General features: G+C 68.6%; 11 protein-coding genes. 9 read left to right on the forward strand and 2 right to left on the reverse strand.

The genetic code is table 11. The features are described from left to right. The first annotated feature begins 89 nt into the window (after positions 1–89). From FMP39_RS12000 to FMP39_RS12035, 8 genes are all read left to right on the forward strand, one after another. Entirely contained in the window at positions 90–794 is a 705-nt protein-coding gene (locus FMP39_RS12000) for a YIP1 family protein (RefSeq protein WP_194858363.1), read from the forward strand. Beyond that, positions 791–2,137: a TolC family protein gene (locus tag FMP39_RS12005; RefSeq protein ID WP_141590045.1), complete on the forward strand. Its 1,347-nt coding sequence runs from the start codon at positions 791–793 to the stop codon at positions 2,135–2,137. Before FMP39_RS12000 ends, FMP39_RS12005 begins: the two co-directional genes overlap by 4 nt. Next, on the forward strand, positions 2,134–3,393 hold the full coding sequence (locus FMP39_RS12010) for an efflux RND transporter periplasmic adaptor subunit (RefSeq protein ID WP_141590046.1): 1,260 nt from the start codon (positions 2,134–2,136) through the stop codon (positions 3,391–3,393). The genes FMP39_RS12005 and FMP39_RS12010 overlap by 4 nt, the downstream gene beginning before the upstream one ends. After that, positions 3,390–4,142: an ABC transporter ATP-binding protein gene (locus FMP39_RS12015; protein ID WP_141590047.1), complete on the forward strand. Its 753-nt coding sequence runs from the start codon at positions 3,390–3,392 to the stop codon at positions 4,140–4,142. Before FMP39_RS12010 ends, FMP39_RS12015 begins: the two co-directional genes overlap by 4 nt. Continuing rightward, positions 4,139–5,377, forward strand: a complete 1,239-nt coding sequence (locus FMP39_RS12020) for an ABC transporter permease (RefSeq protein ID WP_090490608.1) — start codon at positions 4,139–4,141, stop codon at positions 5,375–5,377. The genes FMP39_RS12015 and FMP39_RS12020 overlap by 4 nt, the downstream gene beginning before the upstream one ends. A 4-nt stretch (positions 5,378–5,381) precedes the next feature. Then, positions 5,382–6,614 (forward strand): ABC transporter permease, encoded by a 1,233-nt coding sequence (locus FMP39_RS12025; RefSeq protein WP_011554175.1) that lies wholly within the window; start codon positions 5,382–5,384, stop codon positions 6,612–6,614. Between the two features lie 50 nt (positions 6,615–6,664). After that, complete coding sequence (locus FMP39_RS12030; RefSeq protein WP_141590048.1) at positions 6,665–7,657, forward strand: cysteine synthase A; 993 nt, start codon at positions 6,665–6,667, stop codon at positions 7,655–7,657. Between the two features lie 226 nt (positions 7,658–7,883). Further along, positions 7,884–9,659 (forward strand): choice-of-anchor X domain-containing protein, encoded by a 1,776-nt coding sequence (locus tag FMP39_RS12035; RefSeq protein ID WP_228557916.1) that lies wholly within the window; start codon positions 7,884–7,886, stop codon positions 9,657–9,659. 64 nt (positions 9,660–9,723) lie between these two features. Here FMP39_RS12035 and FMP39_RS12040 read toward each other — a convergent pair whose 3' ends face one another. Both FMP39_RS12040 and FMP39_RS12045 read right to left on the reverse strand, forming a co-directional pair. Then, entirely contained in the window at positions 9,724–10,293 is a 570-nt protein-coding gene (locus FMP39_RS12040; RefSeq protein ID WP_141590050.1) for a DUF4123 domain-containing protein, read from the reverse strand. Next, positions 10,290–10,811 (reverse strand): hypothetical protein, encoded by a 522-nt coding sequence (locus FMP39_RS12045; RefSeq protein ID WP_141590051.1) that lies wholly within the window; start codon positions 10,809–10,811, stop codon positions 10,290–10,292. Before FMP39_RS12045 ends, FMP39_RS12040 begins: the two co-directional genes overlap by 4 nt. A 176-nt stretch (positions 10,812–10,987) precedes the next feature. Here FMP39_RS12045 and FMP39_RS12050 point away from each other — a divergent pair, with 176 nt between their 5' ends. Beyond that, entirely contained in the window at positions 10,988–12,313 is a 1,326-nt protein-coding gene (locus FMP39_RS12050; protein WP_090490603.1) for a hypothetical protein, read from the forward strand.

The raw sequence follows: 12,313 nt of genomic DNA on the forward strand, positions 1-12,313 counted from the left end.
CTGCCTGCCTGTTCGGCGCCTTTCTTCGGCTGGCCAGGCAATTGCCTGAGGACGAGCGACGTACATCGCTCCGAGACCTCCACCACCATATGACTTCTCTTGCTCAACCGGCCCGCGTCTTCGTCGATCCCCTCGATGGGACCCGTGCTGCCGTCGAGGCGCGCCGCTGGGTGTGGCCTCTCCTCATCCTGGCCCTGTGCGTGTCCGCTTCCGGGACGCTCTTTTCCCTCCGTTGGGACGCCGCGCCTGACGTCATCCGCCAGCTCCAGGGTTCTGGTCAGCTGATGGGGCTGTCGGAGGCGGACCTCACGGACAAGATCCAAACGGAGTCGCGAAAGGCGCTGGTCGGTGGCATCGCCAAGGGCGTCATCCTGATGCCGCTGATGGCGCTGCTCCTGGCCTGCATCCTGTGGGTGGTCAGCTGGCTCTTCGACCGGCCCGCGTCCTTCGAGCAGTTGCTGTCCGCGGCCGTGCTGGCGCTGCTGCCCATCGCGCTCTACCACCTCATCCTGACCCTCTGCGTCGCGGCGCAGCACTCCATTACCATGGCGCGGGTGATGAACCTCGTACCGTCGAACCTGGGAGCCGTGTTGCAAGGCCTGAGTCCGAAGATGCAGCGCGTGGCGTCCACCGTGGACTTCTTCAACTTCTGGAGCACGGGCCTGCTGGGGCTGGGCTTCTCCGCCGCCACCGGGATGAGCCGTGGGCGCGCGTTGCTGCTGGCGGTGGCGCTGTACGCCATGTACGCGGGCATCTTCCTCATCGGCCTTCCCGCCCAGGCAGGTGCGCAATGAACGCCTTCGTGATCGCGGTCGCCCTGGCCGCCGCTCCCTCGGACTCCGGTACACCCATCACCCTGGACCAGGCCCGCGCGGAGGGCCGGCAGAACGTCGCGGCCATCCAGGCCATGCTGGACGTGGCCATCGCGGACGAGGACGTGAACCTGTCCCGCTCGGTGCTGCTGCCGCAGATCTCGCTCGATGCGTCGGCCGGTAAGATCTGGTTCGGCCGCAGGCAGGAGTTCACCACGGTTCCGGACCCGGCCAACCCGGGAGGCTTCATTCGCAACGCGGTGGAGACGCCCTCCACCAGCACCCAGAACTACGACCTGGGCTTGTCGCTCACGCAGATCATCTACGACCGCGCCCGCTGGAAGCAGCTGGAGCAGAGTGGCGTGGTGCGTGACGCGCAGAAGGGGCAGGCGCGGGAAGAGGCGGACACCTCCGAGCTGGAGGCCATCCGTCGCTTCTTCACGCTGTACCGCACCCAGGCCACGCTCCAGGTGCTGAAGGCCACCGTCGAGCGCAGCGAGCAGCAGGTGGAGCGAGCGCAGGCGCTCTTCCACGCGGGCCGCACGGGCAAGAACGAAGAGATCACCGCCACGGTGAACCTGGGGACCGACCGCATCAACTACACCGCGATGCTCGGGCAACTGGTCAACGACCAGTCCCAGCTCGCCGTGTGGCTGGCCCGGCCGGGCACCGAGGCGCTGACGGCCCAGGATCCGGGCGTGCTCACGACCGAGCCGCCGCCCGCGCCGTCGGTCAACGAGGCGCTCGCGTCGGCCCGTGCGTACCGGCCGCTGCTCAGGACGCTGGAGCTGCGCATCCGCGCCGCGGAGCTGAAGCAGTCCATTGCCCGCTCGGAGTACCTGCCGCGCCTGGTGGCCCAGGGCCTCTACAACCGCGGCGGTCCGGACGCCTCGCTGGTGTTCACCGAGCCGCGCCTGCAGAACCGCTTCACCGCGGCCGTCGGGTTGAGCTGGGACCTGTTCACCGGTCTGTCCACGGGGGCGAGCTCCCGTCGCGCCGAGGCGGACATCCGTAAGGCGCAGCTGACGCTGGAGCAGACGGCACGGGAAATCGAAGGCGAGGTTCGCGCCGCGCACCGCACGCTGGAGGCCCAGCTGGAGGCCGCTCGCCTGGCTGCGCAGAACGTCGAGGTCGCTGCCCAGGGCCTGGAGATGCAGGAGGCGCGTTTCCGCGCTGGCGCGGGCTCCACCCTGGAGGTCCGCGACGCGCAGCTGAGCCTGACGCGCGCTGAGCTCGCCTTGTTGGAAAACAGGATCGATGTCGAAATCGCCCGCTATTCATTGCAGCGGGCCATGGGCGCCCTGAGCCCGGGAGAGTCGAAATGAAGTGGTGGAAGGGTGCCATTGCTGGCGCGTTGTTCCTGGGTGCTGCGGCCATCACTGCGGGCGGGTTGAAGGACCGTCCTCCGCCGTCGCTCGAAGTCCAGTTGTCGAAGGCTCGCAAGGGCTCCATCACCCGCACCATCACCGGCGCGGGCAAGGTGCAGGCGGCCACGACGGTGAAGATTTCGTCCAGCCTCTCCGGTGACCTGGTGGAGCTGGCGGTGAAGGACGGCGAGGCGGTGACGAAGGGGCAGGTGCTGGGCCGCATTGATCCGCGCCTCTACCAGGCCGCGCACAAGCAGGCCCTGGCGTCGCTGAACGCCTCGCGCGCCGACGTGCAGGTGGCGGAGGTGGAGGTGGGCCGCGCGCAGTTGGAGCTTGCGCGCGTGGAGGACCTGGCGAAGAAGGGCCTTTCGTCCGCCGCCGAGGTGGACACGGCGCGGGCCACGAAGAACACGGCGGATGCGCGGCTGGCGTCCGCCAAGCAGATGCTGGCCCGCAACATGGCCATCGTGGACCAGGCGCAGACCGACCTCACGCGCACGACGCTGGTGTCGCCCATCGACGGCAACGTCATCGAGCTGTCGCGTGAAGTGGGTGAGCGTGTTCGTGGCTCGGACCTGTCCGAGGACGTGGTGATGACCATCGCCGCCCTTAGCGCCATGGAGGTGAAGTTCGAGGTGGGCGAGCACGAGGTGGTGCATCTCAAGCCGGGCCAGCCCGCGGAGATCACGCTCGACGCGCTGGAGGGCCAGACGTACTCGGGCTCCGTGGTGGAGATTGCCCAGAAGGCGCTCATCAAGAACGAGGGCACCGAGGCCGAGGTGACGAGCTTCCCCATCACCGTCGCGCTGGACACCCGTCCGCCCAACGTGCTGCCCGGCATGAGCTCCGAGGTGCGCATCTCCGCGGAGACGCACAATGACGTGGTGCTGGTGCCCATCCAGGCGGTGACGGTGCGTTCGGAGCGATCGCTGCCGGACTACAAGGCGCCCATCGAAGGGGGCGGGCTGACGGCGAAGCGGACGGAGTCGCTGGCCAAGGTCGTGTTCGTGGTGGACAGCAGCAACAAGGCGCAGGTGCGCCGCGTGCAGACGGGCATCGCCTCCGACACGGAGCTGGAGATCGTCTCCGGACTCAATGATGGCGACCGGGTGATTGAAGGTCCGTACCGGACGCTGTCGAAGGAGCTGAACGACGGCGACATCGTGCGTGAGCCGGAGCAGGGCGCGGGAATGAAGGGCGGTCGGAAGTCGTGAGTCAGGCCAGCGGCGCGGGACCGCTCATCCAGGTGGAGAACATCACCCGCGTCTTCCACGTGGGTGGAGAAGAGGTGCGCGCGCTGCGCGGCGTCTCCTTCGGCATCAACCGGGGCGAATGGGTGGCCATCATCGGCCAGTCCGGCTCTGGCAAGAGCACGATGATGAACGTGCTCGGCTGTCTGGATACGCCCAGCAGCGGCCGGTACATGCTGAACGGCAAGGACGTGTCGCGCATGAGCGACGACGAACTCGCCGTCATCCGCAACGTGGAGATTGGCTTCATCTTCCAGACCTTCCAACTGCTGCCCAAGGAGACGGCCCTGGCCAACGTGGAGCTGCCGCTGGTGTACCGCGGCGTCAGCGCGAAGGAGCGGCGCGCGCGGGCCACGGCGGCGCTGGAGAAGGTGCAGCTCGCTCACCGCATGCACCACCGGCCCAACGAGCTGTCCGGTGGACAGCGCCAGCGCGTGGCCATTGCCCGCGCGCTGGTGTCCGAGCCCTCCATGCTGCTGGCCGACGAGCCCACGGGCAACCTGGACTCGGCGACGGGTGAGGAGATCGTCCGCCTGTTCGAGCAGCTCCACAAGGGGGGCCACACGCTGGTGCTCGTCACGCACGAGCCCAAGTTGGCGGCGCGCTGCCCCCGGGCCATCCGCCTGAGCGACGGAGAGATTGTCGCGGACGGCGACGGCCGCACGGTGGCCATGGGGACGGCGTCGGACGTGCTGAACGCGGGGGGCACATGAGTCAGCGGTCCGCCTTCCGCGTGGATGTGCTGGAGGGCGCACGCATCGCGGTCTTCTCCCTGAAGGCCAACCGCCTGCGCACGGTGCTGACCACCCTGGGCATTGGCATTGGCGTGGCCACGCTGCTGGCCATCGTCGGCATCATCCAGGGGCTCAACACGTCCTTCCACAAGCAGTTGGCCACCTTCGGGGCGAACACGATGTACGTGTCCAAGTGGCCCTGGATGATCAAGGGCGACTGGTGGAAGTACCGCAACCGGAAGAACTTCACCCTGGAGCAGATGCACCGGCTGCGCACGCTGGCGCCCTTCGTGACGGCCATGTCCCCGGCGGTGTCTCGCCTGTCGGACGTGGCACATGGCGGCGAGCAGATGTCCACCGTGCGCATCCAGGGCGTGACGCACGAGTACCTCAACATCTCCGGCTACGAAATCACCGGCGGGCGCTTCCTCACCGAGGCGGACGACGCGACGACGCGGCCGGTGGCGGTGGTGGGCGCGGACGTGGTGGACGGTCTCTTCCCTGGCGTCAGTCCGGTGGGGCAGTCGATTCGCATCGACAACCGCACCTTCCAGGTGGTGGGCACGCTCAGCCGCAAGGGGAAGATGGTCGGGGAGAGCATGGACCTGATCGTCTTCATCCCCTTCAAGACGTTCTATTCGAGCTTCGGCAAGGGCCGCAGCTTCGAGATTGCCATGGCGGTGGAGGATGCCTCGCAGATGCGGTCCGCGGAGGACCAGCTCACCGGCATCATGCGGCGCGTGCGCTCCACGCCTCCGGGGGCGGAGGACGACTTCTCCATCAACCGGCCGGAGGCCATGGCGCAGACGTACGAGCAGCTCACGGGCGCGCTGTACGGCGTGGCCGTAGGCGTGGGGCTCATCACGCTGCTGGTGGGCGGTATCGGCATCATGAACATCATGCTGGTGTCGGTGCGCGAGCGGACGCGGGAGATTGGCGTGCGACGTGCGCTGGGCGCCCGGAAACGGACCATCGTCTTCCAGTTCCTGATGGAAGCCTCGAGCGTGTCCGCGGTGGGAGGCCTGCTGGGGACGACCGTGGGATTGGGCACGGCCAAGGTGGTGTCACTCATCACGCCGCTCGCGGCGGACGTGCAGCCGATGACCGTGGTGGCGGGGGTGGGCTTCGCCGCACTGGTGGGCCTGCTGTTCGGCATCTGGCCGGCGGCGCGCGCGGCGAACCTGGACCCCGTGGAAGCCCTTCGTTACGAGTAGCGCGATGCGAGCGTTCCTGGACAATTTGCGGTTGGCGTTGGGCACCTTCCTGGGCAACCCGCTGCGCTCGCTGTTGACGCTGCTGGGCATCGTCATTGGCGTGGCGACGGTCATCACCATGATGGGGCTCATCGAGGGTCTGCGGGTCAAGGTGAACAACGACCTGGGACGGATGGGGGCCCACACCTTCCAGGTGACGAAGTGGCCCGCGGGCGGCTTCGGGCGCATCAACTGGGCCAAGTTCGCCAAGCGCAAGGACTTCGAGATGCCCGACTCGCGGGCCATCGAGGAGTCCTGCCCGTCGGTGGGGACGGTGGTGCCCACCGACGACGAGGGTGGCCAGAAGCTGGCCACGGCGAGCTCGGAGACGCGGCCGTCGGTCCGCGTGTTCGGCACGCCCGCCAACTACCCGCTGGTGAGCGGGGTGTCGGTGCAGGCCGGGCGCTACTTCAACGAAGTGGAGGCGCTGGACGGCCGCTACGTGGCGCTGCTGGGGACGGACGTGTCGGACGCGCTGTTTCCGGGCATGAATCCGGTGGGCCACGAGGTGCGCATCAAGGGCCGGCCCTTCCGCGTCATCGGCCTGCTCCAGAAGCGGGGGAGCATGCTGGGCATGTTCAGCCTGGACAACCAGGTGATGATTCCGCTGAGCGTCTTCCACCAGCTCTACGGGAAGAAGCGCTCGCTGGACATCAGCGTGCAGGCGAAGTCCCCGGAGCTGTTCAGCAAGGCGCAGGACGAGGTGGCCTCGCTGATGCGCCGGCGCCGCGACGTTCCGGCGAACATGCCCAACGACTTCGAACTGCACACGAACGAGTCGGTGACGGCGTCGTTCAATCAGCTCTCCCAGGTCATCACCATCGCGGGCGTGGGCGTGTGCCTGCTGTCCCTGGTGGTGGGCGGCATCGGCATCCTCAACATCATGCTGGTGTCGGTGATGGAGCGGACGCGGGAGATTGGCGTGCGCAAGGCGCTGGGCGCGCGCAAGCGCCGCATCCTGGGACAGTTCGCGACGGAGGCGGTGCTGCTGTCGCTGATGGGCGGCGCCCTGGGCCTGGGCCTGGGCTTCGGGCTGGTGTTCCTGGGCAACTGGATGATGGGCTTTCCCATGCAGGTGCCCCCGTGGGCGGTGGGCCTGGCCCTGTTCATGAGCTGCGGCGTGGGGCTCCTGTTCGGCATCTACCCGGCGGCCCGCGCGGCGAAGTTGGATCCAGTGGAGGCCATGCGGGCGGACTGAGGGCGGTGGTTCCCGGTGACGGGCGCCACCCTTCGCGTTAAGCACAGCCCATGGCGCCTCGCATTGGAACGCTCTGGGACTCCGTCGGAAACACCCCGCTGCTGCGCATCGGCTCGCTGAGCCGGCAGACGGGGTGTGAAATCCTCGCGAAGGCCGAGTTCATGAACCCCGGCGGCAGCATCAAGGACCGCGCCGCGAAGGGGATGATTCAGCGCGCGGAGTCGCAGGGCCTGCTGAAGCCGGGCGGCGCCATCTTCGAGGGCACCGCGGGCAACACCGGCATCGGCCTGGGGCTCTTGGGCCGCGAGCGCGGGTACCGCGTGGTCGTCACCATGCCGGACAACCAGGCCCGCGAGAAGTACGAGCTGCTGGAGGCCATGGGCGTGGAGGTCCGAAAGGTCCCCGCGGTGCCCTTCGCCAATCCCAACCACTTCTTCCACCAGGCCCGCGTGCTGGCGGAAGTGCAGGGCGGCTTCTGGGCGAACCAGTTCGAGAACCCGGCCAACGGCGACTACCACTACGAGACGACGGGCCCCGAAATCTGGGAGCAGTGCGAGGGCCGCGTGGACGTGCTGGTGGCGTCCGTGGGCAGCGGCGGGACGATGGGCGGCGTCAGCCGTTACCTGAAGGAGAAGAACCCCTCCGTGCGCGTGGTGTTGGTGGATCCACCGGGCTCGGGCCTCTTCACCTACGTGCGCGAAGGGCGCATGGAAGGGCCCGGTTCTTCCATCACCGAGGGCATTGGCATCATGCGCCTCACGGAGAACTTCCGCCGGGCCCGCGTGGACGAGGCCATGCGCCTGGGGGACCAGGACATGGTGGAGATGCTCTACCACCTGGCGCGCGAGGACGCGCTGGTGGTGGGCACATCGGCGGCCCTCAACGTGCGCGCCGCGTGGGAGCTGGCGCGACGTCACCGGGGCGAGGGGCTGCGCATCGTCACCTTCCTGTGCGACCACGGCAGCCGCTACGCGTCGAAGGTGTTCAACCCGGAGTTCCTCGCGTCCAAGCAGTTGGAGGTCCGGCCGCTTCCAGTGGATTGACAGTGCGGGGGACTCGGGTGGTCGTGCTGCAATTCAACACCCTGGGACTGCAATGACTCTCCCTTGAGTCTGTGACGTCTGCTGTTACAGGGCGAGTCACGCTGTGGCGTGATTTGTCATTGCCACCAGCGGCGGCGCACACGCCGCGCTGGAAGGCGTTGAAAGGGGACTCTGGCCTGCGGGGTGCACAAGGCCGCGTTTGCAGTCTACCCGCGAGGAGTCCCCCATGAAGCAGTCCTCCAAGAAGTTTCCAGGCGTGTTGCGCGCCTGGTCTGGCGTCGTCGCCGCATCCCTGCTCGCAGGGTGTGGTGGCTCCGAATCCCTCCCATCGGAGGAGCCGACGTCCGCGGCGCAGGAGCAGGCCCAGACGGGCGTCGCGCCCATCCTCGATTCGATGGATGCCATCGCGCTCGACGGCGAGCTGACGTCGAAGACGCGCAGCCTCATCCGCGCGAAGCTCGCGCAGGGGCAGGTGCATCAGCAGGTTCCCGTGGTGTCGGACTCGGGGCAGGCGCTCGTGCTGAACGACCAGGGCCTCAATGGTGACGAGCAGGCCGGTGACGGCGTGTTCTCCGCCATTGGCGACGTGGACTTCGTCACCCACCGCGCCACGCAGGACCGCATTCGCGAGTTCCAGGCGCGCAATCCCCAGACGCCGCTGACGGTCGCGACCTTCGACAACCGCGTCCGCGTCTCCGAGCGCGCCCTCACGCCGCTGTCGCCCGACGTCTTCCGGCCGGGGGTCCCCATCCCCATCTTCCCCGCGGGTATCTCCCACGCGGTGAAGCCGGAGAACTCGCTCATCATCACCCACCCCAACGTGGTCAATGACCCGACGCGCACGTATGACCCGTGTACGAATGCCGGCAACCCGAATGGTGTGTGGACGTTCAACCACCTGATGCGGGAGATGGCGAGCTCGTACGTGTCGCCAGCAAACCTGACGGAGCACTGGCTGCGTCAGTGGACGGTGAACCAGAACATCAACGGCTGGACGGTGCCGGCGCGCCCGGCGATGACCGCGCGCATCCTCACGCCGTGGCCACGCTCGAGCGGCGCGCTGGAGCTGGCACGGTCGCCGTTCAAGCTGGTGGCCATCGTCAACCGCCTGGACCTGGGCGGCAGCGCGGGGCCGTCCGCCTACGCTTCTGGTAACGCGGGCGAGCTGCGCTTCGTCTTCGCCGCGGTGGAGCGTTCAAGCGGGGCCTGCGGCGTGCGGCCCTTCCTGGTCATCTTCGAGTACGGCGTCCCGCACGCAAGCTGTGACGCGGTCCGCACCTGGGCGCAGGGGTGGCTGAACCTGTCGGCGCCGTCCATGATTCTGGGCAGCTCGGCGTACAATGCGGCGCTAGCGAGCCTCACGCAGCAGGTGGTGGTGCGCAACGCCGCGCCCCGCAAGCCGAACGGCAGCGCCATCAACCAGATCCGCACCAACGAGGAGTGGCTGCGCTACCCGTGGGAGCTGCGTGAGTTTCACCTGATGGGCTCGGGTCCCTCGGTGAACCGCCTGCAGGGCCAGCCGACGGTGCTGACGCCGGGTGATTCGCACAACAACACGACGGTGCTGCGTGACTTCATCAACGCGAACACGCCCGCCATCCTGGCCAACAGCTACGCCGCGCCGCCGGTGTATCCCACGTCGAGCATGCCGTTCCTCGGCGCGTTCCCGTGGATTTCGTCGCCGACGGACTCGTACTGGCGTGCGTCGGGCATCTCCGTCAACGACGCCCGTCACGTCTTCTCGCGCAACACCTGCAACGGCTGCCACGGCCGTGAAACGCGCACCGAGTTCACGCACATCGACGAGTACGGCGCGCTTTCGCCGTTCCTCGCCACGGGCATGGCCAGTCCTTCCACGGCATTCTGGGTGCAGGACCCCGTCGTGACGTCGCTGAGCCGCCCGTTCTACGAAATCCAGATGCGCAACACGAACCTGGACAGCGTGGCGAACCAGGCCTGTCTGGCGCGCGCGTTCGACCGGCCTCTGCTCTCCGCGCACTAACGCGGGGACGCCCGACCGGGGCGCATCGAGTCAACGGTGCGCCCCAGGGAGGGGGCCGAGGCCGCTACATGAGCGGCGTTGGGAGGATGGACAGCGGCGGCGCGTCCAGGGGCGCGTCCTCGGGGCGGCGCGCGTAGGCGAGCATGCTGCCGCCGTCCTCCGACTCAGCGAAGAACTGCTCGATGGGGCCGAAGAGGAAGTCCAGCTCGTCGTCCGTGCACGTGGGCAGGTAGACGCGCAGCACGCGCGGGTCGTAGTAGCGGAACACCAGCGACTTGCCGTTGGCGTCCTTGACCTTGAGGAAGCGCCGCAGGTGCCGCCGCAGCGCGTCCGGGTGGGCCGGGCTCTGCACGAAGATGCCCCAGCTCTTGCCCCAGCCTGCGGCGAGCAGTTGCTCCGTGGCGGGCGCTCCGGGCCGCAGTTGCACCAGGTAGGGCGCCACCTCCACCAGCTCCGGCGGCAGCTTCCCCGCATAGAGGCTGCTCTGCGTCAGGCCGCAGGAGAGCACCAGCCGGTGGATGTTGGGGGCCCGCGCCCCGTCCAGGATGGCGTAGAGCGCCGAGGTGGGCGCTTCCTCCGTGGCCTGACGCACCCACTGCAGCAGGCCCGGAAGCTGGGGGACCGGTGTGCTCACGCCGCGGCCCGTTGCTTCTGCTTTTCACACTCCTCGCAGAACGGCACACCCGCCGCCGCGGCCTGGCGCAGGGCTTCGGCCTGCCGTGCCGGGTCGGGGAAGAGGGTGAAGACCTCCACGGGCGGGCGCGCCAGGGGGAGGACCTCGGGCTCGGGCCTGGGGGGCGGCAGGGCCGGTTCCGGCCACGCCCAGGCGGCGGCGCGGCGCTGCACGCGCAGGGCCACCAGCTCACGGCGCTCCAGCGCCTGCACCAGCCGGTCTCGCACGCGGGCGTCCTGCCGGGCGCGGTCCAGCGAGCTGGCGTTCCACGGAAGGATGCCGCCCAAGGCCTCGTACATCTCCAGCAGGGGCCTGCGGGCGGAGGTCAGCCAATGGTCGAGCTGCCAGGTGATGTGCTCGGCCGGAACGCACTCCCGCTCGTCGAGGGCCGTCACGGCTCGCATGACGAGCAGTTCGTATTCTTCGGCTCCAGAGCGGAGCCGCCAGGGGCCAGGGAAGCCGATTCCAGGGACGGACATGACGACCTTGTCGGGGCTTCAGGGAAGGGGCCGCGTCCAGGACGCGGAATGGACGCAGAGTGTATCCGGGGCTGGGTGAAGCTGCATCCCGGCCTGCACGAAATCTGCACGAACATTCCTTGGCAGCCGCACAAGGGGGCCATCACCGTTGCACGGGGGGCGCAGATCCTGCGCCCATGAACGCACCTCCTCCGCTGCCTCCCCGTCCGCCGCGAGCGCCCGAAGGCGCCCTTCGCCGGGCCTTGCGCTGGCTCGTGGCCCACCACGTCTTCGGCAGTCTGGTCATCGTCGTCTTCGCCACGGCCGTCATCGCCGGGCAGGTGGCGGACCGGACGGACTTCGCCAACTCGGAGCTGGCCGCCGGGGTGGAGGACCGCTGGGGCGCGCCCGTCACCCAACCCGCGCCATCCCTGCGCTACGTGCACAGCGGCACCATCTTCACCGAGCTGAAGCCGCTGCCCTTCGACCGCCAGCACGTCGAGGTGCAGGCGAAGATGAACTACCGCAAGCGCGGGCTGCGCTACTTCTCCGGCTTCGACTTCACCCTCAACGCCGACTACGCGGTGGTCAACCGCGAGAGCACCGACATCGACGTGGCGTTCATCTTCCCCATGGAGATGGACAAGTCGCAGGTGCTGCTGTCGGAGCTCCAGTTCCTGGTCGACGGCACGGAGTCCAGCCTGGACCTGGGCGAGTCCGGCAACCGGCTGGTGTGGACGGGCCGCATCGCCAAGGGCGCCACGTCCCGCTTCACCATCCGCTACCGCGCCCGGGGGCTGAACTCATTCGTGTACCGCCTGGATCCGGCGCTGCCCGCGCGGGACGTGCGCGTCCACGTCGCCGTCGAAGGAGGGGAGAACTACGACTACCCGTCGGGTGTGCTGGCCGCGTCGTCGGTGAACACCACGGCCGACGCGGTGACGCTGGATTGGGCCTTCCAGTCACTGGAGTCGGGAGTGAACCTGGGCGTCATCCTCCCGTCGGAGAAGACGTTCGACGCGCTGGTGGGCACGATGGCGACCCGGGCCTGGGTGCCCTTCCTGGGGCTGCTCGCACTGCTCGCGGCCCTGGGGTTGCGCCACCGCCGTTCGCTCGCGCTCCATGAGACGTACCTGCTGGCGTCCGTGTACGGCTTCTTCTTCGTGCTGCTGGCATACCTGGCGGCCTTCATGAACTTCTACGCCGCCTACGCCCTCTGCGCGGTGGGCCTGGGCGCGGCGGTGGTGGTGTACGTCCGCTGGCTCTTCCCGAAGGAGCGGACGTCCGTGCTGGCGGGCCTGTGGGGCGCCACGCTGGTGGTCCCCACCGGCGCCGTCATCCTCCAGGGCTACACCGGCCTCATCTACACGCTGGAGATCCTCGCCGCGCTGCTGGGGCTGATGGTGCTCTCCACCCGCGCTGGTGTGCGGGCCTTCCTCTCCGACTTGTCCCTGCCAGGTGAGCCTCCGCGCGCCGCCGTGGCTCCCGCTGCCTCCACCCCTGTCACCCCGGAAGCGAGCTGA

Origin of the sequence: Myxococcus sp. AB056 (assembly GCF_006547365.1) — a bacterium.
Classification (GTDB): Bacteria; Myxococcota; Myxococcia; order Myxococcales; family Myxococcaceae; genus Myxococcus; species Myxococcus virescens.

Coding starts and splice junctions, on each gene's coding strand:
- FMP39_RS12035 (WP_228557916.1), top strand. CDS start 7,884: ATGAAGCAGTCCTCCAAGAAGTTTCCAGGCGTGTTGCGCGCCTGGTCT.
- FMP39_RS12010 (WP_141590046.1), top strand. CDS start 2,134: ATGAAGTGGTGGAAGGGTGCCATTGCTGGCGCGTTGTTCCTGGGTGCT.
- FMP39_RS12025 (WP_011554175.1), top strand. CDS start 5,382: ATGCGAGCGTTCCTGGACAATTTGCGGTTGGCGTTGGGCACCTTCCTG.
- FMP39_RS12005 (WP_141590045.1), top strand. CDS start 791: ATGAACGCCTTCGTGATCGCGGTCGCCCTGGCCGCCGCTCCCTCGGAC.
- FMP39_RS12050 (WP_090490603.1), top strand. CDS start 10,988: ATGAACGCACCTCCTCCGCTGCCTCCCCGTCCGCCGCGAGCGCCCGAA.
- FMP39_RS12030 (WP_141590048.1), top strand. CDS start 6,665: ATGGCGCCTCGCATTGGAACGCTCTGGGACTCCGTCGGAAACACCCCG.
- FMP39_RS12045 (WP_141590051.1), bottom strand. CDS start 10,811: ATGTCCGTCCCTGGAATCGGCTTCCCTGGCCCCTGGCGGCTCCGCTCT.
- FMP39_RS12020 (WP_090490608.1), top strand. CDS start 4,139: ATGAGTCAGCGGTCCGCCTTCCGCGTGGATGTGCTGGAGGGCGCACGC.
- FMP39_RS12000 (WP_194858363.1), top strand. CDS start 90: ATGACTTCTCTTGCTCAACCGGCCCGCGTCTTCGTCGATCCCCTCGAT.